Source organism: Halodesulfovibrio spirochaetisodalis (assembly GCF_001672295.1).
In the GTDB taxonomy this organism is placed as follows: Bacteria; Desulfobacterota; Desulfovibrionia; order Desulfovibrionales; family Desulfovibrionaceae; genus Halodesulfovibrio; species Halodesulfovibrio spirochaetisodalis.
Genome location: NZ_JXMS01000004.1, coordinates 136158 through 162271 on the forward strand (window position 1 = coordinate 136158; position 26114 = coordinate 162271).

At 46.6% G+C, this 26114-nt stretch carries 27 protein-coding genes and 6 tRNA genes; 17 read left to right on the forward strand and 16 right to left on the reverse strand.

Features of this window, described 5'->3' with window-relative positions; translation table 11 throughout:
• Positions 1 to 339 precede the first annotated feature (339 nt).
• From SP90_RS03755 to glpT, 3 genes are all read left to right on the forward strand, one after another.
• Positions 340 to 1848 carry an ATP-binding cassette domain-containing protein gene (locus SP90_RS03755; RefSeq protein ID WP_066852748.1) on the forward strand — a complete coding sequence of 503 codons (1509 nt, stop codon included), beginning with the start codon at positions 340 to 342 and terminating at the stop codon, positions 1846 to 1848.
• Between the two features lie 133 nt (positions 1849 to 1981).
• Complete coding sequence (locus tag SP90_RS03760) at positions 1982 to 3667, forward strand: alpha-keto acid decarboxylase family protein (protein WP_066852751.1); 1686 nt, start codon at positions 1982 to 1984, stop codon at positions 3665 to 3667.
• A 636-nt stretch (positions 3668 to 4303) separates the two neighbouring features.
• Positions 4304 to 5650, forward strand: coding sequence for a glycerol-3-phosphate transporter (glpT, locus tag SP90_RS03765; protein WP_066852754.1), 1347 nt, complete (start codon positions 4304 to 4306; stop codon positions 5648 to 5650).
• A 120-nt stretch (positions 5651 to 5770) separates the two neighbouring features.
• Here glpT and pyrR read toward each other — a convergent pair whose 3' ends face one another.
• A complete protein-coding gene (pyrR, locus tag SP90_RS03770; protein ID WP_066852757.1) occupies positions 5771 to 6310 on the reverse strand; it encodes a bifunctional pyr operon transcriptional regulator/uracil phosphoribosyltransferase PyrR in 540 nt (179 codons plus the stop codon).
• A gap of 467 nt (positions 6311 to 6777) precedes the next feature.
• Between pyrR and SP90_RS03780 the strand changes: the two genes are divergently transcribed.
• From SP90_RS03780 to SP90_RS03790, 3 genes are all read left to right on the forward strand, one after another.
• Entirely contained in the window at positions 6778 to 7095 is a 318-nt protein-coding gene (locus tag SP90_RS03780) for an IscA/HesB family protein (protein ID WP_175565971.1), read from the forward strand.
• A 182-nt stretch (positions 7096 to 7277) separates the two neighbouring features.
• The gene (locus SP90_RS03785) at positions 7278 to 7589 is read left to right on the forward strand and encodes an IscA/HesB family protein (RefSeq protein WP_066852763.1); all 312 of its coding nucleotides are present in this window, start codon (positions 7278 to 7280) and stop codon (positions 7587 to 7589) included.
• A gap of 66 nt (positions 7590 to 7655) precedes the next feature.
• The gene (locus SP90_RS03790) at positions 7656 to 7871 is read left to right on the forward strand and encodes a hypothetical protein (protein ID WP_066852766.1); all 216 of its coding nucleotides are present in this window, start codon (positions 7656 to 7658) and stop codon (positions 7869 to 7871) included.
• A 37-nt stretch (positions 7872 to 7908) separates the two neighbouring features.
• Here the strand turns inward: SP90_RS03790 and SP90_RS03795 are convergent, their stop codons facing one another.
• The 10 genes from SP90_RS03795 to SP90_RS03840 form a co-directional block, all read right to left on the reverse strand.
• A complete protein-coding gene (locus SP90_RS03795) occupies positions 7909 to 8571 on the reverse strand; it encodes a cysteine hydrolase family protein (protein ID WP_066852769.1) in 663 nt (220 codons plus the stop codon).
• Between the two features lie 96 nt (positions 8572 to 8667).
• Entirely contained in the window at positions 8668 to 9657 is a 990-nt protein-coding gene (gene ilvC, locus SP90_RS03800; protein WP_066852771.1) for a ketol-acid reductoisomerase, read from the reverse strand.
• 109 nt (positions 9658 to 9766) lie between these two features.
• Positions 9767 to 10255 (reverse strand): acetolactate synthase small subunit, encoded by a 489-nt coding sequence (gene ilvN / locus SP90_RS03805; protein WP_066852773.1) that lies wholly within the window; start codon positions 10253 to 10255, stop codon positions 9767 to 9769.
• Between the two features lie 9 nt (positions 10256 to 10264).
• Complete coding sequence (gene ilvB, locus SP90_RS03810) at positions 10265 to 11956, reverse strand: biosynthetic-type acetolactate synthase large subunit (protein WP_066852775.1); 1692 nt, start codon at positions 11954 to 11956, stop codon at positions 10265 to 10267.
• Positions 11957 to 12187, reverse strand: a complete 231-nt coding sequence (locus tag SP90_RS03815) for a DUF465 domain-containing protein (RefSeq protein ID WP_066852777.1) — start codon at positions 12185 to 12187, stop codon at positions 11957 to 11959.
• 323 nt (positions 12188 to 12510) lie between these two features.
• Positions 12511 to 12816: a YggT family protein gene (locus SP90_RS03820; RefSeq protein ID WP_157471184.1), complete on the reverse strand. Its 306-nt coding sequence runs from the start codon at positions 12814 to 12816 to the stop codon at positions 12511 to 12513.
• A gap of 135 nt (positions 12817 to 12951) precedes the next feature.
• Positions 12952 to 13623, reverse strand: coding sequence for an HAD family hydrolase (locus tag SP90_RS03825; protein ID WP_066852779.1), 672 nt, complete (start codon positions 13621 to 13623; stop codon positions 12952 to 12954).
• A 212-nt stretch (positions 13624 to 13835) separates the two neighbouring features.
• A complete protein-coding gene (locus tag SP90_RS03830) occupies positions 13836 to 14696 on the reverse strand; it encodes a hypothetical protein (protein ID WP_066852781.1) in 861 nt (286 codons plus the stop codon).
• A gap of 12 nt (positions 14697 to 14708) precedes the next feature.
• Positions 14709 to 15137 carry a hypothetical protein gene (locus tag SP90_RS03835; protein WP_066852783.1) on the reverse strand — a complete coding sequence of 143 codons (429 nt, stop codon included), beginning with the start codon at positions 15135 to 15137 and terminating at the stop codon, positions 14709 to 14711.
• Between the two features lie 3 nt (positions 15138 to 15140).
• Positions 15141 to 16766, reverse strand: coding sequence for a rhodanese-like domain-containing protein (locus SP90_RS03840; protein WP_066852785.1), 1626 nt, complete (start codon positions 16764 to 16766; stop codon positions 15141 to 15143).
• 155 nt (positions 16767 to 16921) lie between these two features.
• On the opposite strand from SP90_RS03840, the gene SP90_RS03845 reads away from it, so the two are divergent.
• The gene (locus SP90_RS03845; protein WP_066852788.1) at positions 16922 to 17110 is read left to right on the forward strand and encodes a twin-arginine translocase TatA/TatE family subunit; all 189 of its coding nucleotides are present in this window, start codon (positions 16922 to 16924) and stop codon (positions 17108 to 17110) included.
• Positions 17111 to 17180: 70 nt separating this feature from the next.
• On the opposite strand, the gene SP90_RS03850 is transcribed toward SP90_RS03845, so the two are convergent.
• The gene (locus SP90_RS03850; RefSeq protein ID WP_066852791.1) at positions 17181 to 18110 is read right to left on the reverse strand and encodes a hypothetical protein; all 930 of its coding nucleotides are present in this window, start codon (positions 18108 to 18110) and stop codon (positions 17181 to 17183) included.
• A 143-nt stretch (positions 18111 to 18253) separates the two neighbouring features.
• Positions 18254 to 19309: a phosphoribosylformylglycinamidine cyclo-ligase gene (gene purM, locus SP90_RS03855; protein ID WP_066852793.1), complete on the reverse strand. Its 1056-nt coding sequence runs from the start codon at positions 19307 to 19309 to the stop codon at positions 18254 to 18256.
• A gap of 89 nt (positions 19310 to 19398) precedes the next feature.
• Between purM and SP90_RS03860 the strand changes: the two genes are divergently transcribed.
• The 8 genes from SP90_RS03860 (at position 19399) to SP90_RS03895 (ending at position 23132) form a co-directional block, all read left to right on the forward strand.
• A complete protein-coding gene (locus tag SP90_RS03860; RefSeq protein WP_066852795.1) occupies positions 19399 to 19725 on the forward strand; it encodes a hypothetical protein in 327 nt (108 codons plus the stop codon).
• Between the two features lie 6 nt (positions 19726 to 19731).
• Positions 19732 to 20772, forward strand: a complete 1041-nt coding sequence (gene amrS / locus SP90_RS03865) for an AmmeMemoRadiSam system radical SAM enzyme (protein ID WP_066852798.1) — start codon at positions 19732 to 19734, stop codon at positions 20770 to 20772.
• Positions 20759 to 21262 carry a cob(I)yrinic acid a,c-diamide adenosyltransferase gene (locus SP90_RS03870; protein WP_066852801.1) on the forward strand — a complete coding sequence of 168 codons (504 nt, stop codon included), beginning with the start codon at positions 20759 to 20761 and terminating at the stop codon, positions 21260 to 21262. The genes amrS and SP90_RS03870 overlap by 14 nt, the downstream gene beginning before the upstream one ends.
• A gap of 61 nt (positions 21263 to 21323) precedes the next feature.
• A tRNA-Pro gene (locus SP90_RS03875) sits at positions 21324 to 21400 on the forward strand.
• A gap of 226 nt (positions 21401 to 21626) precedes the next feature.
• Positions 21627 to 21703, forward strand: a tRNA-Pro gene (locus tag SP90_RS03880).
• A 226-nt stretch (positions 21704 to 21929) separates the two neighbouring features.
• Positions 21930 to 22006: transfer RNA gene (locus SP90_RS03885), tRNA-Pro, on the forward strand.
• A 217-nt stretch (positions 22007 to 22223) separates the two neighbouring features.
• Positions 22224 to 22300, forward strand: a tRNA-Pro gene (locus SP90_RS03890).
• A gap of 145 nt (positions 22301 to 22445) precedes the next feature.
• Positions 22446 to 23132 (forward strand): DUF554 domain-containing protein, encoded by a 687-nt coding sequence (locus SP90_RS03895; protein WP_066852804.1) that lies wholly within the window; start codon positions 22446 to 22448, stop codon positions 23130 to 23132.
• A gap of 134 nt (positions 23133 to 23266) precedes the next feature.
• Here SP90_RS03895 and pcp read toward each other — a convergent pair whose 3' ends face one another.
• The gene (gene pcp / locus SP90_RS03900) at positions 23267 to 23935 is read right to left on the reverse strand and encodes a pyroglutamyl-peptidase I (protein ID WP_066852806.1); all 669 of its coding nucleotides are present in this window, start codon (positions 23933 to 23935) and stop codon (positions 23267 to 23269) included.
• Positions 23936 to 24265: 330 nt separating this feature from the next.
• On the opposite strand from pcp, the gene SP90_RS03905 reads away from it, so the two are divergent.
• Together SP90_RS03905 and SP90_RS03910 are read left to right on the forward strand one after the other, a co-directional pair.
• Positions 24266 to 24342: transfer RNA gene (locus SP90_RS03905), tRNA-Pro, on the forward strand.
• A 182-nt stretch (positions 24343 to 24524) separates the two neighbouring features.
• Positions 24525 to 24601, forward strand: a tRNA-Pro gene (locus SP90_RS03910).
• 250 nt (positions 24602 to 24851) lie between these two features.
• Here the strand turns inward: SP90_RS03910 and SP90_RS03915 are convergent.
• Positions 24852 to 25421, reverse strand: a complete 570-nt coding sequence (locus SP90_RS03915) for an AAA family ATPase (RefSeq protein WP_231895527.1) — start codon at positions 25419 to 25421, stop codon at positions 24852 to 24854.
• Positions 25406 to 26038 carry a nicotinamide riboside transporter PnuC gene (pnuC, locus tag SP90_RS03920; RefSeq protein ID WP_066852809.1) on the reverse strand — a complete coding sequence of 211 codons (633 nt, stop codon included), beginning with the start codon at positions 26036 to 26038 and terminating at the stop codon, positions 25406 to 25408. The genes SP90_RS03915 and pnuC overlap by 16 nt, the downstream gene beginning before the upstream one ends.
• Positions 26039 to 26114: the final 76 nt, after the last annotated feature.

Below are 26114 nucleotides of genomic sequence, written 5' to 3' on the forward strand. Positions count from 1 at the left end.
ACTGCAATTCTTTTTTTAATAAAAGTGTAGAATTTTTATACAGGTACATATTGAAAAAACAGCAACTGTCTACTTTTTATACAGCCTGCCAGTAAGCCATCTTTGCTCGCACCCTTTAAAAAAACAGCTGCTCATACCTGCAATATGAAAAATAACAGATGACGCATGGCTACTTGATCTACCAATATAAAAATGGCTACCTTGTGGGGATAGGGACACATAGCCCAAAACAAGCTCTCCCTGCTTGATGGCACCCGTAATTTCACTCAACAACAGCAGATGAAAATTTTCAGGATACCCTGCATACACTTTTCTGCCCAACCGGATTACTTCATCGATATGCCGATTCTTCAATTTGATACTGTAAGTGTACGTAAAGGGCAGATTATGGCTCTTGCCAATGTCTCATGGGAACTGCTCGAAGGGCAAAACTGGGCTGTTATCGGTGGGAACGGTGCCGGAAAAAGCACCTTTCTTTCACTTGTTCGAGGAGATATATGGCCTACCCAGAATATGGGAGTGCGCCATTATTTCAATGACGATGGTAGCCGCTCCCTTTCGCCCATAGGATTCCGAGAACACACCACGACAATTTCTGCGGAGCTGATTGAACATTATCTGCATCTGGAACGGGGCATTACAGGTAAAACCCTGCTTATGAGCGGCCTGCACAATACTCCACTGATATATACTCCACCGACACAAGATGAGTGGAACGAAGTATATGCTCTGGCAGAACGCATGGGTGTCACATCGCTGTTAGATAAACCGCTGACTGAATGTTCGACAGGTCAACTCAAACGGCTTTTTCTCGCCCGTGCATTAGCAAGTAAACCGCACATCCTTTTTCTTGATGAATATGCAGACGGTCTTGATCGCCAATCACGAAAAGAGATTATGGAACTCATCGACCGGCTGGCTGAATCAGGTGTACAAATCCTTTGTGCAACACACAGGGCAACTGAACTTCCTGCCTGTATAAACCGCATCCTGTTGCTGGAAAACGGAAGTATTGTTCATGCCGGAGCGCGGACAATCAGCGCCACTCAAGAACCAGCACCTGTGCTTACGTCCTCTGCTACCACGCCGGACAGCATTCGTCAGACAGCAAGCATGGACTTTTCTTTACTGCCACAACCTACACCTGCTGGCTCAGAACCAGTTATCTACATGAACAACGCTACGGCAGGTATCGTACAACATGCCAGTCTTACTATTGAAGCTGGCGACCGATGGATGATTACAGGTGCCAACGGAGCAGGCAAATCAACGTTATTGCGGATGATCACAGGAGAGCTGCCTGCAGCTCTAGGAGGTACCGTCCGGTGGTTCGGTCAGGAGCGGATGCCGGAAAGTGACGAATACAAAAACTTCTGGGCAATAAAGCAACGCATGGGAATTGTCTCCCCTCTCCTGCAAACACTGCATAGAATGGACATTACGGTGCTGGATGTGGTGGTTTCCGGTTTCTGGCAACACATCGGAGTACATACGTTTCCTACTGCGGCTATGATCGAACAAGCTGAAAGCACATTGTCTGCCCTCGGCATACACAACCTTGCAGAACGCAGCGCAAACACGCTTTCGTATGGACAGTTGCGTAAGGCTATTATTGCACGCGCACTGGTAAACAGCCCCAGCCTGTTGATTTTGGATGAACCATTCAGCGGTCTGGATGCTCCATCACGTAATGACATGCGCACTATCCTCAACATGCTTGCTGAAAAAGGGCTGACTATGGTGCTTGCCACTCATCACCCTGCAGAGTCACACGATTGGGCAACGCATGCTGCTACTATTGATAACGGAACCGTGACCATCTGCACTTCAACATCATGTGATACATAAAGCAACTCTGCTTACATCTCGATGGCTTTCCCCATGTATGCATTTATCACAATACTGCATGTATCAATCTGGTATGATTCACCGATACCCAACAGCAGTCTGACTTGCTGCTTCAGCCCTATCGGAGAATCATATGAAAATAACCATATCCGAGTATCTCCTGCGGAGACTTAAAGAACGTGATGTGAACGTTCTTTTTGGTATTCCAGGCGACTATGTTCTGCCTTTTTTCAACAACTTGCTGGATGGCAACCACGGTGTACGGCATATCGGCACCTGTAATGAATTGAACGCAGCGTACTGTGCTGACGGCTACGCAAAGCTGTCCGGTTTTGGTGCAGCCGCAGTGACTTTCGGACCGGGGTCACTCAATACCAGCAATGCTGTCGCAGGGGCATATGCTGATGATACTCCCATCCTTATTATTGCCGGAGCCCCTGCAGTTCAAATAATGCGTACACCGACACACAGGCTCCTTCATCACGCTATCGATACAAATTTCTCTGCCAACATCGATATCTTCTCCCCCATCACATGTGTTTCAAAGCAGTTACTGCACATAGACACTGCCCCTTCAGAAATCGATGACGTCATCCGCACCTGTTATCAGACAAAAAAACCGGCATATCTGGAAATCCCATACGATTTGCAAACAGCGCTTGTTGATCCACCAACTGCCCCTATAGACCTCATGCTGTTTCAGTCATCAGAACAGGAGCTTACTGCAGCAGTAGAAAACACGCTGGAGCTTATCAACAATGCATCTTCACGCGCAGTCATAACAGGACACCTTCTCCGCAGAGAAAATTGCATTACTGAAGGCATAGAAATCGTTGAAAATATCGGCGCAACAACTGCCACAACGTTTTGTGGAAAATTACCTGATTTTGAAGAACATCCCCATAGCGTGGGCGTCTACACAGGCGCAATGAGCCAGACATTCACAAAAGAAAAAATTGAAGGTGCGGATCTTCTTCTGAATCTGGGGCGGACAAATAATGAATTCGACACCGGCATTTTCACGACCAAAACAGGCAAAGAACAAGATGTCATTCACGTTCACCATGACCACGTCATCATAAACGACCAGCATTTTGCCAATGTATATCTGCGTGATTTTATTCCTGCGCTGGCTGAAGAATCCCGTACAATAACGCCTGTTCCCGTTTCTGTCCCGTTTGATACCAAACGATTTGCATTTCAACGTAGTGAAGCCTTTGTCCCCACAGGTAATAATCTCACCATAGACAGGCTCTTTGTACAATTTGCCAATTTCCTGCAGGAGGGGGACATCGTATTTGGTGACACCGGAGGCTACATTAATAGCTCACAAACCGAATTTCCTGCTAACAGTGAAGTCTTCGGATGTGGAAACTGGGCATCCCTCGGAAGTGGTTTTGGTATGTTTGTCGGTGGAACACTGGCTCCACAGGCACGATCCAGACGCCGGATATGCATTACCGGCGATGGTGGATTCCAAATGACCGCTCAGGAGCTATCCACACTGATTCGGGAGAAAACTGACTCCATCATCATAGTTCTTGATAATGCAGGATATGGCGCTGAAAGAGCCATTTATCCAGACAAGTTCCGCTCTTATAACGACATTCAAGTCTGGAATTACGAACTGCTTCCAGAGGCTTTTGGCGGAATAAAAGGTGTGGACTGCATGAGCTATGTTGCACGGACTGAAAAAGAACTAGCAGATGTTTTTAGCAACTTGGATACGCCGAAAGGTGTTCATCTTATCCGTATTCACCTTGCGCCAAATGACTCAGCAACATTCAACTTACAATTCAGCCAATCATTACGGCATTAAAATAAGAAAAGCTTTCCTCGGCGCCTCTGTTTTCAGGGGCGTTGAGGCATCCAGCCTAACCATAATCTTTTCTTACCTCACCCCACAGACGTACTCTGATAAATCCACATCGAGTACGTTGCCCCTGCTGCATACAATGGCTTTTCACTATTGTATCTACCCGCTCCTCTCAGCGTTCTTTCGCACACCTCACCGTACAGGACATTACTAGATAGTTTTTTACTGATTTTTTAATTTCAAGTGCTTTCTTTTTTCCAGTGCACTAGAGCGAGAAGCTATATTACGTAATTATAAATGAACAAAAACAATTTAACACTTCAATATGCGACGCAACTTACTCCTAAAGAAACCGTTTACACAACATCATAACAACAATGTGTAAACGGTTTCGTTTTAAAAAACCTTTATACCACTTATTAGCACTAATAAAAAAGAGTAGATGTATACGGTTACAATTCTATTACAGTACCATAAGAACTATTGCTATATTACACAAAGTTGACAAAAGCGTTGCAACATCAGTTTTTTTCTAGTAGCTCAGCTTTTGCATTATTTTTAAAGATTAATGCACATTTTTAGTTGCTATTTTATCAATTGAACACTGCTTAATACCTTTAACCTATTTGGAGAGAGAGGATGATTGGTATTTTCAAACCGGCACCGCACATTGCACGCGTGCCAGATGAGCAGGTAGATGCAGAATACAAGAAAAACAAAATGAAAGTTTTTCTTGGTATTTTTATTGGCTACGCAGCCTACTACCTTGTACGAAAAAACTTTGCACTGGCAATTCCTGATATCCTTAAAGAGTATCCTGAATATTCCAAAGCAATGCTCGGTACTGCAATGACTGGCCTGTCTATTGCGTACGGTGTGTCTAAATTCATCATGGGTTCTATTTCAGACAGAAGTAACCCTAAATACTTCCTGCCTTGCGGCCTGCTCCTTTCATGTGCCATTCTCGCCTTTACCGGCTTGAACAAATGGGTCTTTGAAAGCGTAACTCTGCTGGTTGTACTTATGACTCTGAACGGCTGGGTTCAGGGTATGGGTTGGCCTCCTTGTGGCAAAACCATGGTTCATTGGTACTCCACAAAAGAACGCGGCATGACAGTTGCTGTCTGGAACGTTGCACACAACATCGGTGGCGCTCTTGTTGCTAACCTTGCGTTTCTCGGTGTTATGATGTTCAACGACTGGGGTGCAAAATTTTACTTCAACGCAGCCATCGCAGCTGGCCTCGCGTTACTCGTATTCCTTCTCATGCGTGACACACCGCAGTCCTGCGGCCTGCCAAGTGTTGAGGAATACAGAAACGACTACCCTGAAGGTTACGACGCCAAGAAACATGAGAAGACCTTTACCTTTAAAGAAATCTTCTTTGAAAACATCCTTACAAACAAGTACCTCTGGGCAATCGCTATCGCGAACGCATTCTGCTACTTTGTTCGTTACGGTGTAGTTGACTGGATTCCAACATACCTGCAGGAAGTTAAAGGCTACTCCTTTAAAGAATCTTCCATTGCATGGTCTCTGTTCGAATACGCTGCTATTCCGGGTACCATTGTCTGCGGCTGGATGTCTGACAAAATCTTCAAAGGCAAACGTGCGCCAGCAACCATGCTCTTTATGGCACTCACACTCGTCTTTGTTGTTGTATACTGGTTCAACCTTAGCGGCCCTAAATGGATCGACTACGTAGCACTTGTTGCTATCGGCTTCCTCGTATACGGCCCTATCATGATCATCGGCCTTCACGCTCTTGATCTCGTACCGAAAAAAGCAGCAGGTACAGCAGCAGGCTTTACCGGTTTCTTCGGATACGTATTCGGTTCCGCTATTGCCGGTTCCGGTGTTGGCTGGATTGCAGACAACTTTGAATGGCGCGGTGTATTCATCACTATGGTAGCATGTTGTGTGCTTACCATTCTGTTCAGCGCATTCACCCTTGGCCACAAAGCTGAATCCAACGGCGCAGAGTAATCTGCAACGTAACAGCGTATTCTGATCCTTCAACGGTTCAGACACAACATACATAAAAAAACCCGCTTCACATGAAGCGGGTTTTTTCTTTATCTGGATGTAAGAGGCAACGAAAAGCGGTTAGCCTGCATGCTGCAGCTGCACCTCATCCCTGCCATCTATCTCTTCTATTAAAACATCTACTTGCTCATTACGGGCTGTGGCAATCTGCTTACCCACGTAATTTGCCTGAATAGGCAACTCCCGATGCCCGCGATCGACCAGAACCATCAGTTCAATGCGGCTAGGTCTGCCGTAATCAAGCACAGCTTCCAGAGCAGCACGAATAGTGCGTCCTGTAAAAAGCACATCATCCACCAGCAGCAATGTTTTACCATCTACTCCAGAAGGAATATCTGTCTTATTAATCATCGGCTGCACGTCCAGAGTAGTCCAGTCATCACGGTACAAGTTAATATCCAGTGATCCGAACTCGATATCTCTTCCGAGACGTTCTTCCAGAACAGCCCGCACTCGAGCAGCTATATCCACTCCCCTTCTCTGGATTCCGACCAGAACAAGGCTGTCGCATTCACCATGATTCTCTATTACCTGAAATGCAAGGCGATCTACTGTGCGTCGCACTTCATCTTCGGTCATAACAGTCTTAACGTTTCCCATCTTTGTGTCCTTTGTTCTGCGTTATTCCACAAGGAACGAATGCTGAGTACAGTATCTTTTTTCTTTCATAAAATAAACTGCATCCGCGTGCCACATGTGACCTATGTCAATGGCTCCCGTTCAGGATTCAGTTATTTATGACCCGACCGATTGACTTTGCCATTTCTATACTTATGTATTGTTATCCTTGGCATTTGCCTACTGGAACAGTACTCTTTCTATCATCAGCACATTAGCGGTTACTAAATGCCCCGTCTATGGTAGTATGAAAAACTGAAAAGGACTCTTTTCAGCGCACTGTAAAACACAGCCTTCAGGGAACACAGGCATGCACAGCAAATTCCCTGAGATGCCCGTAAAGAGCCTTTTCCGGCGCATCCAAAACCCTGATGCTGCGGTTCCATTTCTATTGACAAAGCCAATAACTGTCTTTACTTGATATGAACAACCTACGTGGAGGAAATTCAATGTTTACATTGACTGAAAACGCCCACAAAGAACTTGCGGCGTATTTTGCAGATAAGGAAAAATCTCCTATCCGCATCTATCTGGCTCCGGGCGGCTGAAGCGGCCCAAGATTGGCATTGGCTCTGGATGAGCCAAACGACGACGACTCCGTATTTGAAGAGAAAGAATTTACTTTCTGCATCAATAAAGACCTCATTGAAAAGTCTGGTAAAATTACCATCGACCTTTCTTACATGGGCTTTGTTGTAGAGTCCGAGAACCCTCTTGGCGGCGGCAGCTCATGTGGCGGTTGCTCCAGCGCAGGTTCTTGCGGCTAGACCAGCTTAGCTTACTAAAGGCGGTTTCTTATGAAGCCGCCTTTTTTATTGTCTCTGGTATATAAAAAACCGATAGGTCTGCGTTCCATGCCCGTGCGTGAATCAATACCGGCAACAGCTGTTTGACTTTTTATTAATAGCGCACATAGTGGTTACCTATACCATAACTGGAGGAACACACTATGTTCACTGTGACTAACGCAGCTCGTAACGCACTTGACCAGCACTTCGAAGATAAAGAACTTGGATCTATCCGTATATACCTTGCACCGGGCGGATGCAGCGGCCCTCACCTCGGCCTCGCCATGGACGAACCGACAGATGACGATACTGTCCTGAATGCAGAACCGTATTCTTTTTGTATCAACAAGGAACTGCTCGACAAAACAGGCGACCTTACTGTAGACATCCGCTACGAAGGCTTTGTTATTGAAACAACAAACCCGCTTGGTGGTGGAGGCTGCTCCGGATGCGGAGGCGGTTGCCACGGATAACTACCAATAAATCAAAAAAGCGGCTTCATGTTGAGGCCGCTTTTTTTATGCTCAGGAGATACTGCCGTGACGTTTAAAGAATCTGTCATGTACGGAATTAAAATTGCGCACAAAGAGAAAAAAGAATTTGTAGTGGGCAAAGAAGACGGACGCTGGGAAGTGCGCGAACTTGCAGACCCTAAATCCGACCAGATGTCTCCAAGCATTATTGTCACCGGTAAAGGCATCAAGTATCCGGATGACGAATATCTTTACGCCCAGTTGATTGAGGAAGGGGCGTAATCTGTCAGCACATATCCCGCTGACAACGTGCCATTCTTCATCGTGGTGCTTTCAAAAGTTCCATCCACTCCGCACTGCTGCAGACACCGCATTCTATCTTTTTTAAATCTGCTTCGCCGGAAGAATGAATACCCGCAATAGCATCACGAAGGGCGACAACACGATAATCATACGCTGCCGCTTCATAAATTGTGGTGCGGACACAATTGGCAAACCATGTGCCGGTAGTCACGACCGTTGTCACTCCCATAGCACGCAGCATTATATCCAGCTGCGTACGGAAAAAACATCCCCAGCGCGGTTTATAGAGAATCTGTTCCGTATCAGAAATCCGTTGCGGCTCTCCGGTACGCAGCAATTCACCATCAGCAACCACGCCTTCAGGAATAATTGCAGAAACCGGCTGCATCCCTTTCGTTCCTGAAATCACCAGATCAAGACCGCTCTGTACTGCCTCCCGTCTGCACACATCAACATTTTGCGCTGCCTCCTCACGGGAATAGATTCGAACCACATGGATAATTGGCAGCCGAAGTTCTCTGTAGCATTGGGCTATCGTTGCCGTAACTGCTGCGGCTTTTGCGGCTCCTTCCCCTTCTGCCGGAGCACCGGGCAGCACAAAGTCGTTTTGCAGATCAATAGTTATCAACGCACTGTTTTGTGGTTCTGGACGGGTAAATTGGGAAAAATGGTCAAACATAGAACGTTCCTTTTTTATGGATGGAACGTAATCATTCCAGAAAATTAGACAAAAAAAAAGCCGCACAATGTGCGGCTTTTTTTATTGTAATACTGCTTATTTTTTAAGCCAAGGCATCATCTCACGGAGACGACCGCCGACTTCTTCAATCTGATGAGCAGCTTCGATACGACGAGTAGCAGTGAAGAACGGGTATTTTGCCTGAGACTCAAGGATGAAGTCACGTGCAAAACGACCTTTCTGGATATCTTCGAGAACTCGTTTCATTTCTTTTTTGGTTTCATCTGTAATGATACGAGGACCAGTTACATAGTCACCATACTCAGCTGTGTCGGAGATGGAGTTGCGCATGTTGGCAAGGCCACCTTCGTACAGCAGGTCTACGATCAGTTTTGTCTCGTGCAGGCATTCAAAGTATGCAATTTCAGGCTGGTAGCCTGCTTCACACAAGGTTTCAAAACCGGCTTTAATAAGTGCAGAGATACCGCCGCAGAGAACAGCCTGCTCACCGAAGAGGTCAGTTTCTGTTTCTTCTGCAAAAGTTGTTTCGATGATACCGGAGCGTGCACCGCCAACGCCTTCAGCGTAAGCCAAAGCCTTCTCCTGTGCTTTACCTGTTGCGTCTTGGTGAACTGCGAACAAGCAAGGTACGCCACCACCCTGGGTGTAGGTACGGCGTACGAGATGACCTGGGCCTTTCGGGGCTACCATGAATACATCAACGTCTTTCGGAGGTACAATCTGTCCGAAATGAATATTAAAGCCATGTGCAAAGACAAGAGAGTCACCAGCTTTGAGGTGCGGCTTAATGTCGTTCTCAAAGACAGAAGACTGGTACTGATCTGGGAGTAGGATCATAATAATGTCTGCCTGAGCAGCTGCTTCTGCTGCAGACACCGGCTCAAAGCCGTCAGCTTTAGCTAAGTCGTAGTTTGCTCCGCCAGGACGCTGCCCGACAACAACATTAACACCAGACTCGCGAAGGTTCTGAGCATGTGCATGCCCCTGGCTACCGTAGCCAATGATTGCTACAGTCTGATCTTTCAGGATTTCCAAGTTGGTGTCCTGTTCGTAGTAAACCTTCATCTCCACTCCCTGCCGTGCTTTGCACGGAACATACGTTTAGGTTATCGATAGTATAAAAAACCCCCGCCTGAGGGTAATCACAAGCGGGGGCATGCCAAGCAAATGATTCTTATTTCTCAGGTTGCATGGAACGTCGCAGTGCGACAGTACCAGTGCGTGCAATTTCTTTAATGCCAAAACGGTCTAGTAGTGCAATAACTGCTTCTACTTTACCATGATCGCCGATGACTTCCAGTGTTAGTTCATCTAGGCTCACATCAACGACTTTGCATCTAAAAATATCTACAATACGTAGAATTTCTGCGCGGTTAGACTCGGTTGCATTAACCTTAATCAACGCCATTTCGCGCTCTACAGTTGTGCTGTGCTGCATATCAGTCACTTTAATGACTGTTACAAGCTTGCGCAGCTGCTTAACAATCTGCTCAATAATCTGCTGATCGCCACGGGTAACGATGGTCATCAAAGAGACGCCCTCTTCAAGAACCGGTGCTACATTCAGAGAATCGAGGTTGAAGCCGCGTCCGCTGAACAAACCGGAAATACGGGATAAAACGCCCGGTTCGTTTTCTACAAGTACGGATAACACGTGTCTCATATCTTTCCCCTACACCAGCAACATTTCTTCAAGAGAGGCTCCCGCAGGAACCATCGGATACACATTCTCTTCTGTTTCAACGCGAACATCCACAATACATGGAAGCGGAGAAGCAAAAGCAGCCTTCAATGTTTCTTTCAGCTTGGAAGGTTCAGTAACTCTGTACCCTTCCGCACCGTATGCTTCAGCAAGTTTCACAAAATCCGGCTGTGCATCCATACATGTTGAGCAGTAATTCCTGTCGTAGAACAGTTCCTGCCACTGGCGAACCATTCCGAGGAAGCAGTTGTTCAACACAACAATCTTAACCGGCAGCTTGTGACTTACAGCTGTCATAAGTTCCTGACTGTTCATCTGAATTGAACCGTCACCGGCAACATCAATCACCAGCTTGTCAGGAAATGCCATCTGTGCACCGATAGCTGCGGGGAAACCGTAGCCCATTGTGCCAAGACCGCCGGATGTCAGTAACGTACGCGGCTGACGGAACTTGTAGAACTGTGCAGTCCACATCTGGTTTTGCCCTACCTCAGTACTGATAATGGCATCACCTTTTGTCAGCTCAAAAATTGTTTCAACAACGTGCTGCGGTTTCAAAGATTCTTCTTTGTGGTAGCGCACAGGGTGCGTAACCGACCACTCTTTAATCTGCTCGTTCCACTCATCATACTGACCAGCCCAGTCAACATCGGCAAATTCAGTCTGCTGCACAGTAACCAGTCCCTGCAATGCAAGCTTACAGTCGCCTACAATCGGAACTTCAACTTCAACATTCTTACGGATTGAAGTCGGATCAATATCAATATGAATGATCTTGGCTCCGGCTGCAAAAGACGAAAGTTTACCGGTCACGCGATCATCAAAGCGTGCTCCAACTGCCAGAATAACATCGGCATTGCTCACTGCTTTGTTTGCAGCATAGGTTCCGTGCATGCCAAGCATACCAAGCCATAACGGGTCATCCCCGGGGAATGCACCCAAGCCCATCAAGGAACCTGTTACCGGAATCTGCATGGAACGGGCAAGCATTCCCAGATCTTCCGCTGAGTTTGAAGAAATAACACCGCCGCCTGCAAAAATTAACGGGCGCTTTGCTTCACTTAACAGTTCAATAGCGCGTCGTACCTGATTGTTATTCGGCTTATACGTCGGGTTATAACTGCGCATCTTAATACGTTCCGGATACTGGAACGCATACATCTGGTTCTGAACATCCTTTGGAATATCCACAAGCACCGGCCCCGGTCTGCCGGAACGAGCCACGTGGAATGCTTCCTTGATAGTCGCTGCAAGTTGACTCACGTCTTGCACCAAGTAGTTATGCTTGGTGCAAGGACGTGTTATACCTACAATATCAACTTCTTGGAACGCATCGTTTCCAATAAGAGGAGTTGGAACCTGACCTGTTAGAACAACTAGCGGAATAGAGTCTGAATATGCGGTGGCAATACCGGTAACGGTATTTGTTGCACCCGGCCCCGAAGTAACAAGACAGACACCGACTTTGCCGCTGGCTCTTGCATACCCGTCTGCTGCGTGAACTGCACCTTGTTCGTGGCGTACCAAAACGTGTTTTAAATCGTTGTGGTTAGACAATTCATGATAGATATCAAGAACCGCTCCGCCCGGATACCCGAAGAGAACATCAACGTTCTCTTTCTTTAAACTCTCTAACAGGATTCTGGCTCCAGAATACTCCATTTACATCTCCAATTCCCTGTACCGATCAAGCATTATTTGTATTTTGGTTTTACCGTCTAACTTTTGCTTCTTAATTTCCCGCAGGGAAAGTTCCTCCTGGGGGGTTAAGAATTGCTTGCTCTCAAGTTTATCTACCTGCTTTTCAAATAAGATGTGCTCATCCCAAAGCGCCTTGAGGTTCTCATCATGGGGCAAGTGTTTCTCGAGTAATTCAACGTCACGTACTTCCATGATTTCTTCTCCTTTTTTGGAGGTTATCGGCGATCTTCTCGGTTAAAGACCACCCATAGGGAATCGAAGCCGTTACATTCACGAGTAACGGGATCGTATATAGCAAGAGTGTAAGACACTCTTTTCATCATTCTCCAAGCGTTACTTTTGAGCTTTTTATGTGCTTAATCAGTTTTAAGGTTAATCTTTCTCTACTTTTCCAACTCTCCTGCTGCGAATATTCTTCAGTCTGTTTTCCTGCCGCTTCAACGGTAGCAAGCGTCTCCTCAGTGTTCACCATGCCCTGCCAGGTGCATGGTTAGCTCTGACAGAGACTGCCAGTGCTAGTGAATAGCTCCGGCGAGTTGGTACAAGGAACGGATAACAAAAATCTGTGCAAATTGAATTGCAAGCAGCAACACAACGGGAGATAGATCCAGCCCGTTGAAATACGTAAACGGCAACCACTTACGAATGCGGTAAAATGCCGGTTCTGTAAGATTTCTTAGTATGCGTACAATTGGGTTATACGGATCAGGATTGACCCATGAAAGAAGTGCAGAAATAATAACTACCCAAAAATATATGCTTAAGATTGCGTCGAGTACCTGTGCAATCCCTACTACAAAATTCATCGCAAAAATCTCCATTAAGCCTCCGGGTTACTCTCCCACGATTACCTACCGTCGGGAGCTCCACTAAGTTCTACTTAATCATCATGATGGATTACTTATCAAGTAAAAAATTACGAAATTGGCAATTTTTTTTATTTTTTTGTAAAGAGTCTATAATCCAGACTGCTTAATCCACTCGATAAGTGTTTGCTTAACCTGAGCAAAATCATCAATATGAACACCGCGCAGCGTTGCGCTCTTATAAGCCCAAAAAGGAATGCCTGCCCGCTTGGCTGCTTCTTCGTCAACAATGCTGTCGCCGATAAAGACAACCCTCTCCGCAGGTTCATCCCATGCCTTCATAATTTCAAGTGCCCCTTCAGGGTGCGGCTTGCACTCAACTTTTGCAGCAGTCATAACAGGATGGAAAAAATCATCCATGTCATGCTGTTCAAGAACCATTTCCATAGTGTCAGAACGGTTCGTGAATACCGCCAGCTTCATGCCAAGCCCCACAGCCGCTTCAAGTAACTCATACAACCCTTTTTCAGGAGTCATGAGCGGGAGCACAGTTTTTATATAGTTAACTTTTTTCTGCGCCGCAGGAATAAGGTAATGTTTCTCCTTCGGCACAATGGCTTCATAAAACCCCGTTACAGAGGAGTAATGCGCCACGTCTTCCTGCTCTTTTGTCAGGGGAGGCATTCCCAAAACTTCGAGCACCTGATTATAATATCCTATATTACAGGCACGTGTGTCAAACATCACCCCGTCACAATCGAATATAAGACCGCCAAGTCCGTTGGGGAACATGTCGTCCAGTAATTCAGGCGTAAACTTCATTTTATATGTCCATTTTTCGAGTATGTGTCCCCTTGTGCGCCATGCCAACCAGTTCAGCCAACATACCGACTGATAGCTATAAAAAATCTATAGGGTTAACAGAGACTACACAAAATCCTTTTAGAAATATGTGAGAAACTATTTGGCACGTCATATAACACATCAGCAAAATGCCATAACCCCATCAAGGCTATTGTTGTGCTTGCAGGCAATTATGCTGTGATGAAAATTTCCACTGCGCGACCAAGATGTGCCTGACCTTCCGGTGCACGGCTATGCCCCAGTAAAGCATATGCAGGGATTGAATACAATCTCCAACCGCTTTGCTCCGGCAGAGAAAACCCGTATTCCTCAACAGCTACTGATTCAGGTGTAATATCCGTGCCTGCTTCAGTCAGCACGTCTACCAGCTCCTTCTTCACGGCAACAAAGCGGGCGTAATCAGGCGCAAACTCAATGATGGCATTCGCCACAGCACGCCACGGCACACCCAGATCTTCTTCAACATCACCTGCAAGTGTTGCTTTCGGCTCTAAACCAGGAAGTTCATCCAGTTCGTCCTCGTCTGTAATACCGAGAATTGCATCCATATTGGCACTGGATGCAGAAAATTTGTCTTTCAGTGCTGCCAGTTCTGCTACACGACCTTCCATATCCCATGCCAACAGCAAGGTTTTCTGTGCTGCAATCCGTGCCTGTAAAGCAGGGTCCTGAACAGGCTCATCTTTCTCTTTCGGAATGAATTCACCAGTTGCTGCAAACGCATCAAGATCCGCAAATTCATCTGCTAACGGCTTTGATTTTTCGGTATCGGCAGTTTTTTCAGCCAGAACAGCACCGGACATATCGCGTGCACTGCGAAATGACATACCGTACTGAAGAAGTTCATGCAGCTGTCCGCGCGCCTCTGCCGGAGTGAAAGGAAGCTCCGGCGACACGTAAAACTGTGCGCCAGTAGCCTCGCGTAAGCCAGGAGAGCAGTACTGTATTCCTTCCGGCAACACTGTTTCCACATGCTGCGGCTGCACAGCCGGAATAACTAACGTAAGATTTTTCAATTCAGATGCGCTCATTAATTCATCCAACTATTTTGAACAGCCTGCCGCTGTTCCAGCATTTTGAGAATGTTTGTACCGGCGGCAAACGCCGGCACAAACAGGTAGTTTTATAACACAAATCAGGTTCAATTCGTAATAACAGTCAGTCAAATTATCGTTGTCCGAACTCTGACCACATTCATCAGAACAGCAAACAGGATTGTAAGCAGAACACATGGCACCTGCCGGCGGCAGTTCATCCACATACCCTTCCCACAAACGCGTTGCCTTATCATCGTCCAGAGAAAAACGATCAGCACGGTCAATAAACTCGTCATATTCACGCATAAACCGCGTAACTTCTGAGCACGCCCATTCGTCATTATCACCGGGATTCACATGTTCCTCATACAGACAATGTCCCAGCCTGTAGAAAGCGCAATGAATACCGGGTAGTCTTTGAACCTGACCAGCCACACGTTATCCCTGCACTACATCATACGGCCACATATCCATGCCGCCATCAAGCACATACAGGCTCTTGGCTCCAAGGCCATAGAGGTAGCATGCTATGGAATACGGGATATCAGAATTGTGGCTTACAATGACCAGCGGGGTAAAGCGCGGAACTTCGTCCTGCAAACGTTTTTTAAGCTGCGTAAATGGAATATTGTACGCCTCTTCAATATGTCCCTCGCGCCATGCAATCTGGTCACGGAGATCAAGAATAAAGAACTTGGCGCCCGCTTCGCGTGAGGCAAGTAATTCATCCGGTGTGATGCCGAAAATACGTTCTTCCAGTTTGTTAGAAAGCATACAGGCCGCTTTGTTCAGCATCAAGCCGCCAGCGGTCATATCTACACACGCGAGAGTCTGCACGGTCATATTGCTTGTCAGAGCAACGGCTACACCGGCAGCTACGCCATCAAGCCAGCCTGCATTACGTCCGCCACATGCCTGAGCACCAAGGACAACACCTGTGGCTTTATCACACACAAGCTTTACAACTGCTGTCGCATCGATACCGGCAAGAACTGGTGCTGCATCAAAAACAACAAATTCTGGCTCGTATCCGGCTTCTACAGCTTCCTTCTGTGTCAGCCCAGTGCGGAATGCTACACAATCTGCGGCCTGATAGCGGGAGGAAGCACAGCTTCCCTGCCATGTGACCGGCTGACCGAGCACAATGCTGCTCAATGCACGCCCCTGTGAAATAAGGGACTCCACAGAGCTTGCTTCAAACGGAGCATTGTATTTACCGGAAACTTCAGCACGTTTTACTGCTACTGCGGAACCAAAAAGATGCACATCTTCAAGTCCGCAGGAAAAATCATCCTTGACTGAAATAAAACCGGAAGGCTCAAGTTCCACGCCCTGCTCCGCAACAATCGGATGCACAGCTCGCGGAGTATCCGCCCAGAAGAACACATCGCCTTCAACAACCTGTTCCCCGCAAGTCAACGCACGAACATCACCTTCAGCAGACAACTCCGGCAGTACAGCAGTCTCTGTCATAGGCACAACCCGCACAGAACCCTCTGTGCCAGCCTCTACTCTGTCAGTTACGGCATGCCAGAATTCAGGGTCAAACTCCGCACACTCAGAACGTGCCCATGTTACTGAAACACCGGCCTTCACGAGCGGGTCAATCAAGCCCATAGCATGAGCACCGCCGTATACAACTGCGGTTTGCGGTTTGTAGCTTTCCAGCCACTCATCAACCAGACCAGCCTGCTCAAGCGGCCACGGAATCACATTCTGTGCTCCACGGACAGCGCGTGGCAATCTTGGGGCAGCGTCTATTTCCATGATAAGCTTTGTGTAGCGGATAGGAATAGTGCCCTGCGGAGAAGAAGCGTGAACAGTTTTATTTTCAAAATCCAATTCCATTGAAGCAATCGGGAGCACGCTTATCTGTTTAGCATCAAGCAAAACAGAAGATACGTGTGCCATCGGGTTACGTTTACCAAATACACCCTCTTTGGAACCTTCCTCAACTTCAATAGGAACAACTAAATTAACTTCAGCAGACGGAGCCTGCCTTTTAATGCGCGCAGCGGTCTTGGCACCGGCAAGACCAGAACTTATAATAACAATACGTTCCATTTTACACTTCCTCTTTTCTTAAAAAACTTAACAAACGGAGTACTGCCTTTTTTCCGTTTGTTATTCGACATATTACGGGAAACAGCGCAAGAACAACCCCTTGACCTGTCTTCCCCCCGTGTGTATAGCGGCTTCATATCCTTTTGGAGGGAACTATGTTCGGTATCGGTATTCCAGAATTATTAGTTATTCTTGTCCTTGTTCTGCTCGTTTTCGGAGCCAACAAGCTTCCAGAAATCGGCGGCGGGCTTGGCCGTGCCATTAAAAATTTCAAAAAGGCTACTACCGAGCCTGACGAAATTGATGTCACTCCAACTTCTGAAAAGAAGAAGGAAGAAGACTAGCAAGCTTTTTCAGCTTACAAAAAATCCCGAAGTACATCGTACTTCGGGATTTTTTTATTCGTAATAAACGTTATTCGGAGGCTGGCTGAAACTCGTAAGTCAACCCGCGTCCATTTACATATTCAGACAACTTTGTCAGCACACGGTCAATGTTTTTGGATTTGATAACCCACCGTGCCACAACCGAGTCAGACTGGATGACGACGCCATCCAGACGTGCATCAGAAGCAGAACCAACCCATTCACGCAGCACTCTGTCAAACGCTTCAACGCCATCAGGGAACAACCAGCCGCGTACCTGAAGCACGCCATGCTGTGTATTACCTGCAGGTTGCGGAGTTTTGCTCTGGGCAAAATACTCACCCCACACCTGATACCACGCTTCATCGAGATCTTTTGACTGTGCGGAAATTGGCGTGCCAGCTCCCTGTAATGACAGCTCCCAAGTGCCATCAACGGTATTCATTACCAGCACAAGAGGAGCATTGTAATCTGGGCGCAAGCCGTACAACTGATGCAAGCGACCAAGTTTGTCCCATGTTTCACTCTGCACACCGGAGTATTGCGGATTATATGTTACAAGTTCCGCTCCGGTATTAAAGAATCCAAGCCGCTTGATGACAGATGTAAGAGAGGGACGGTTGACTGAAACCTCCACGGACATCTCATGTCCGTACCCGTCCGGCAGCTGTTTTGATCCGAGTTCACGATAGCTTGTCACGTATGCCTTTGCTCGCGGAGTAAGGAAGTTATGCAACTCTTCCTTACGCACGTCGGAAATATCATAATCAATAATTTCCAGTGCTTCATCATATACTGCATTGGCAAATGCAGCCTGAAGTGCGGCAGATTTACTGCGAACAGAAAATCCCTCTTCGTCAGCACCATCCGGTATAGATTCATACCATACGGACTGTGCAACACGAGCCTGTGCAAGCGACCCCACCATGAGTACAGCAGCAAACGCTATACCTATAAGAAGTAGTTTTTGTTTCATCATATTTATTACTGTATGCCTTACAATTTCAGTTAGCCAAATGTACTGTATCACTCTGTAAAACACCAGAGTTTTATAAATACGGAGAAAGGCCGGACACCCTTGGGAATCCGGCCTTTATTATTATAACAACAGGTTGCAAAAGCTTATGCAAACACCACATCAACCTGTTCGGCATCTTTACTTGAACGCTTTTCAATATTGCCAATGACCCATGCATCCTGATGCATGGCTTCAAGACGGGACATAATCTCATCTTTATCATTCGCACTGACAATAAGTACGTATCCGATACCACAGTTAAAAATCTGCAGCATTTCCGGCCAGCTCAGATCACCCTGCTCCTTCAGCCATTTGAACACAGGAAGCACATCCCATGAACCGAAGGTGATGGACGCAGCAACCGAGGAAGGAAGTACGCGCGGAATGTTATCGTAAAATCCGCCACCAGTTACATGCACCATGCCTTTAATTGCAAAGTCACGCATGAGAACATTAACTGTTTCTGTATAAATCGCAGTAGGTTCAAGCAAAACTTCCGCTACAGGCTTATCTGTTCCCGGCATAATATCATCACCGGAAAGCCCGCTCTTTTCAAAAAGCTTGCGAACAAGAGTGTATCCATTAGAATGAATACCTGTTGAACCAATACCGATAACAACATCGCCTACACGGATATTAGAACCGTCAACGATATTCGCATTATCCACCATGCCGACACAGAATCCGGCAAGATCATACTCGCCTTCTTCATACATATCCGCCATTTCTGCGGTCTCACCGCCCAGCAGAGCCATTTTGGACTTACGACAGCCAGCAGCCACACCGGCTACTACCTGCTCTGCTTTATCTACATCAAGTTTACCTGTGGCGAAATAATCAAGGAAAAAAAGTGGCTTTGCACCCTGAACCAGAATATCATTAACGCTCATGGCAACAAGGTCGATACCTACTGTATCATGCTTGTCGAACATGAAGGCTAATTTCAGCTTAGTTCCCACTCCGTCGGTTCCGGACACGAGCACAGGCTCTTCCATACCCGACAGATCCGGTTTGAATAAGCCACCGAAGCCACCGATGTCCGAAAGCACACCTTTGGTATGGGTATCAGCTACAACGTGCTTAATTCTATCAACAAGGGCGTTTCCTGCATTAATATCAACACCTGCTTCGGTATACGCTCTTGAACGATCTTCAGACATTATCTGCTCCTTGATACTAGTATGATAACAAGATCCTTCGGGAAGCCCGTACATAGGCTTTTACGAAACAAAGAGCAAGGGAGAAACACATGCATCACATCTCAGTTACAAACAGATCATCATCCTTATCAAAACGCATGGCGGCTATACTTTGTGCAAGCGCACTATGTACTGTCGTACTCATGCCTTCCCTTACTGTTGCCAAAAAAACACGTGCTGTTCCAAGAGAGGATACAGTTATAGGAACTGGCTCACCAGACATAAGCATAACAGAGGATCCAATGAACGGTGATAGAATTCTGCGAGCCACACCGCCTAAGCAAAAAGAGGAAGAGTGCAACAAATATACTAACGGTCAGTACCCCATTATTTTAGATTTGGATTTACGCCCCAACTTTCCAAAGCATAAAAAGTAGGTGACTATGCATCCTGCCAGATTATGGAGACCTTTAGAAAAAGCGGATCACAGCGAATACGCTGACGTTAAATGCAGACTGTGCAGTCATTTTTGCACAATAGCACCGGAACATATCGGACTCTGCGGTGTCCGGAAAAACGTCAACGGAAAGCTGTATACTCTTGTCTACGACAGAGTCGCGGCCGCCAACCTTGACCCTGTGGAAAAGAAACCGCTGTATCATTTTCTTCCGGGTACTAACACCTTCTCCTTTGGCACCGTTGGATGCAACCTTGCGTGCTCTTTTTGTCAGAACTATTCACTTTCAACAGCTCCGAGACTGACAGGGCAAATTACCGGACAGATGACCAAGCCGGAGCAAATTGTTGCTCTGGCGCTTGAGTCCGGTGCAAAGTCAATTTCGTACACCTACTCCGAGCCAACCGTTTTTTTTGAACTGATGGCTGAAACCGCAGAAATTGCCATCCAGCATGGATTAAAAAACATTATCGTTTCCAATGGATACCAGTCTCCAGAATGCCTTGAAGAACTGAAAGACCTTATCCATGCCTGTAATATTGACCTGAAAGCGGCAACTGAATCCTTCTATCATTCAATCTGTAAAGCCCATATCCGGCCGGTATTACGCAATCTTAAAACCATACGAGACATGGGCTGGTGGATGGAAGTCACCACCCTGCTTGTCCCGGGTGAAAATGACGACAAGGAAGAGATTGCAACCCTTGCCCGTTTTATTAACGATGAACTGGGAAGCGATACTCCGTGGCATTTATCCAGATTCCATCCTACCTATAAAATGCAGGACCACATTGCCACACCACTGGAAGATCTTGAACGTGCTGCAGCTATTGGCAAAGATGCGGGGCTGCACTATGTATATGTCGGCAACGTTCACGGTCATGGCGGACGGGACACGCTTTGTCCTGCCTGCGGATGTACTGTGATACGGCGCAAAAGCTACACAGCTGCAAAAAACGACTATTCACACTGTCCAACCTGCAAAGCAGATATTGCAGGCATATGGAGTACCAATGATCCTCGTTAACACAGGAAACGGTAAGGGAAAAACTACTGCATGCGTCGGTCAGGCCATACGGGCACTGGGACAGGAGCATTCAGTCGCCTTCGGACAATTTATGAAACGGGATAATCAGGCGGGCGAGCAATACATGCTGCGCAAGCTGCTTGGTGAATTCTTTTATGCACCGGGTGACGGTTTCCTTACAAAACCGGAACAGTACCCTGCCCACAGAGCAACGTCTGAAAAAGTTATCTGGTGGGCAAAAGAACGTATTCTTGACGTAGATATGCTTATTCTTGACGAAGCACTCTACGCCCTCTCCTCCGACCTCATAAAAAAAGAAGAGCTTGAGGAACTTATTGCACTTGCCCGCAACAACGATACACATCTGGTTCTATCCGGACGCGGAGCGCCGCAATGGCTCATCGATGAAGCAGACCTTGTTACAGAGATGACCGAGATCAAGCATCATTATAAAGCAGGTATTCCGGCACAGAAAGGAATCGAATTTTAACATTCATTTATACAATTCCTCTTGCCAGTAAGGGTACTTTCCCTTAAACACTTCTTCGCGACGGAGAGTGGCGCAGGTTGGTAGCGCATCTGGTTTGGGACCAGAGGGTCGCAGGTTCGAATCCTGTCTCTCCGACCACGATAATTTAGCTCACAGTACACACTGTGAGCTTTTTTCTTTGCTTTGAATGCAGACTGCACAATCCTGCAACAAAATTTTGTATAGTTCACATACTGTTTTCAACGTATGACCACCTGAATATGCTGTTGTGCAATCAAAAACGTCTCTCGAAGAGATAAATTTGATTTTTTCTGCATTTTTTACTTGCAAGTCATGCAAGTTTTCCTTAGTACTTCTTTCGCGACGGAGAGTGGCGCAGGTTGGTAGCGCATCTGGTTTGGGACCAGAGGGTCGCAGGTTCGAATCCTGTCTCTCCGACCACGATAATTTAGCTCACAGTACACACTGTGAGCTTTTTTCTTTGCTTTGAATGCAGACTGCACAATCCTGCAACAAAATTTTGTATAGTTCACATACTGTTTTCAACGTATGACCACCTGAATATGCTGTTGTGCAATCAAAAACGTCTCTCGAAGAGATAAATTTGATTTTTTCTGCATTTTTTACTTGCAAGTCATGCAAGTTTTCCTTAGTACTTCTTTCGCGACGGAGAGTGGCGCAGGTTGGTAGCGCATCTGGTTTGGGACCAGAGGGTCGCAGGTTCGAATCCTGTCTCTCCGACCACGAAATTTAAGCTCACAGTACACACTGTGAGCTTTTTTTATTTTCCGACTGCCGACTGATGAAATCATCAGCAGCATTCTTTTTATAGTGGCAGCCGCTGTAAGAGGAGAATATAGTCTCTTCTTACGCCAAAACGAGGTGACCCTGCATTAATTTTGCATTTTCTGCATTTTTTGCTTGCACCTCACGCAAGTTTTCCTTAGTACTTCTTTCGCGACGGAGAGTGGCGCAGGTTGGTAGCGCATCTGGTTTGGGACCAGAGGGTCGCAGGTTCGAATCCTGTCTCTCCGACCACGAAATTTAAGCTCACAGTTTATACTGTGAGCTTTTTTTGTATCCTTTTTTCCTTCAGAACATCACAACTACCGCTTTATTTTATTCACAATACATCGTATCACTGCCTTCTGTTTACAAACTTGTCATTTTCGGAGTTTTTGTTGTGATTCTTCCAGTCGGCTCTCTTTTTAACGTGGCCTGCATCATAGCAGGCGGTGCATTCGGATTAGCCCTTGGCGGCAAACTGCCGGATCGGGTTCGTAACATCGTTTTTTCCGGTCTGGGACTATGCGTCCTCATTATCGGAATTCAAATGGGCATGCAGAGTAAAAACCTGCTTGTGCTGGTATTCAGCGTCCTGCTCGGCTCAATTGCTGGCGAGCTGCTTAATCTGGAAAAAGGACTCACGCTCGCAGCCGACAAGCTCAAAAGTATGGTTAAATCCAACAACTCAAAATTTACCGACGGATTTGTCTCCACTTCAGTGCTCTTCTGCATAGGCTCCATGGCAATCCTCGGTTCTTTTGAAGAGGGGTTACGTGGCGAGCACACAATTTTATTTGCCAAATCAATTCTTGATGGATTTGCAGCAATGGCCTTTGCAGCAACCTACGGAGCCGGAGTGCTGTTCTCCGCCCTGCCCGTATTCATCTATCAGGGAACATTAACTGAATTCGCCACATTCTTGCAGCCAATAATGACCGACAGCATGATGACCGAGCTCACTGCAACCGGTGGTGCACTCATCATCGGCATCGGCATCAACCTTCTTGAACTGCGCACAATCAGCCTGACTAATATGCTTCCGGCTCTTCTCTTTGCGCCTGTCTTGGCATACTTCTTCGGGTAACCCGAATTTCTCTTAGCAATAATAACAAGGCGTGGATGCTNGCACAGCATCCACGCCTTGTTTTTTTATATCACTTTGCAAAATCAACACGCCCTGCCCCGTTACTCAAACTGGTGCGCCTTATTCTCTACTCATCAAAGCTGCCAGCAGGAACGAACCGCAGTATCAACATCGCGGTCATGCTCCATCGCCGTCTGAATTGCTACCTTCAAACCGGACACTGTCGTGTCGAGTGACATGCTGGGGTTACCCAGAAATGCATCCGTCGCAGCCACCTCCGGCAAAGATGGCAAGTGAATCCACCCCGCCCTGATCGGCAACGTATTCACAGCAATATGATGCAACACTCCGTACATCAAGTGGTTGCACATGAGTGTTCCTGCTGCATCTGAAATATCTGCCGGAAAACCAGCACGACGCATTGCCAGAACCATAGCACGCAACGGAAGAGTCGTGTAATAGGCAACCGGCCCTTCCGGCACCACAGGCTCCCCTTGCTGCGTCAGTCCTGCGTTATCTGCCAACCCGTACCGAGTTGAGTCATTAATATTTTGCGCAATCCGCTCAATCGTCAACATAGCTCTGCCGCCAAACTCACCAAGCATGATCACCATTACCGGATTAAACTCTTCAATGGCAGTAATCACAGAATTTATGCATTTGAACCAGTAACTCGGAGCCTCTATTCCAACTACGCGCGCTCCAGAAATTATTTGACCATCCAAAGCCTTGGCTGACTGATTCGCAGGATTTACAGGAGTATTCCCGTAAGGTCCGAACCCTGATACTAAAATGGTGTCCATTAACGACTCTCCTTTCTGTGCTATCGCAGTCTTTCAGCACAGCATGCCAATGTCTCTTACGAACAAGGGAGATAGGGGTTCCCATCGTATGAGAGTAGAACATGCTGAAAGTCGTTACAAGAAAACTGCCGAAGAATATCACTTGCCCTCATGACTTCATTAAAGCAGGGAGCCTTCGAATAAATATGTCCTGTTTTGTGAAGTAAACTCTGCAAATGTACCTTTTTTGAATTGAAGTTCAAACCAACAGTCTTTTTTTGCTTTTTTTTGTTGTTTTTTGAAATTTTTCCTTGCAAGTCGCTGCGGTTTTCCTTAGTACCTTCTTCGCGACGGAGAGTGGCGCAGGTTGGTAGCGCATCTGGTTTGGGACCAGAGGGTCGCAGGTTCGAATCCTGTCTCTCCGACCACGTAAATCTAGCTCACAGTTCATACTGTGAGCTTTTTTTATGCCCTAATTCCAATCAGGAAAAATCATATTCCCCAGATCCAGCCACACCGTTTATATGCAACTTCTTGCAATGAAAATTTATAAAATTTGCATTTTTTACTTGCAAGTCCCGCCAGTTTTCCTTAGTTACATCTCTCGCGACGGAGAGTGGCGCAGGTTGGTAGCGCATCTGGTTTGGGACCAGAGGGTCGCAGGTTCGAATCCTGTCTCTCCGACCACGTAAATTTAGCTCACAGTTCATACTGTGAGCTTTTTTTATGTCTGATGCCCAAGAGCCAAGTAACGTTTTTATACTGCTCCATCCTTCCACCCCCCGACGCGGGATACTAACCATGCCTGAATACATAAGAATACGTTACATACAGCTACTCTTTTCCTGCACCACACTGCACCAGAGGCCAACACTATAATCAAAAAAAGCCTCCGCGACAGATCACGAAGGCTTAGTAGATATAATTTTAGCGCTGACTAGCGCCCGGCAAGCAATGAATCAATAGCTGCTACAGCCTTCGAAAGCCGCACAGCCTGAGCCCCCTGCACCTCAATATACGGCAGACATCTGTCATCAAGCTCTTTACGAAAAAGACTCTGCATATACTCACGCTCTTGCGGTCTGTCGCGCTGCCCGTCATCTGTCCACGGAACATCTATGCCGCACAACAAATACAGGTCATACGAACGCTCTGAGAAGGCAGCCTCAATCCATTCCGGATTCTCTTTGTAATAATACTTATTGTACACCACAGAGGACAGCATGTTTGTATCACACAGCAAAAAAAGTGGCTGCTGTGCTTCGACATCTAGTTCAGCTTGCAACTGCCCCTTCGCAACAGGAACAGCATCTGCCAAGGTCAACACTCCGTTGTTAGCAATAAAGTATTCACGCAAAAACTCCTGTGCATACGGAACAGAATAATGTTCTGCCAGCAGTGCAGCCAGCGTCGACTTTCCTGTACACTCAGAACCTGTCACTACTATGCGTATCAATTGAGCACCAGCCTTCTGCATGCCATTCGTCTGTCCTAAGCAGTCTGGCATTTAGCCTCTGCTTCTGCTGATTCTGCCTGCATAAATTTATACCAGCTGTACAAGCCAGCTACTGCCATGACTGTATACACTGCCATCAAGCCACTATATCCTGTCCAACCTTTTGCAAAATAGATGTAAATATACATTGAATTTGCAACAATCCATAAGATCCAGTTCTCAAGATATTTTCTTGCCAGCAGGTACTGAGCAATCAAGCTGATAACAGTTGTAATTGTATCGAGCCACGGGAAAGCTGCATCCAGCACATACTGTGAAATATATCCGAAAATGATCACGGCAACCACACCGATTCCTGCAAGCTTCAATGCAAGCGGACGATCTACTGTGCGCACCGGAAGCGGCGTTTCGTTTTCTCCGCCACGCAGCCATTGCCACCAGCCATAAAAGCCGAGCACAACATATACAAATTGCAAGAAAGCATCCATATACAGCTTGCCATTAAAGACAACCACCATCCAGATACCGACGCTTACAATACCAATAGGCCAGCATAGCGGCTTCTGCCGGACGCTGAGCACAATATAAATAAGGCCGGTTGCAATTGAGATACGTTCCGGCCAACTCATGCCTTCGATAAAACCAGAAACAAAGCTAAGCAATTCCATCTATAATCCTTTTTTCCTGCATTTGCAGAAAGATACACTCAAAAAATATAAAAGTAATGATATCCACCTGACTACT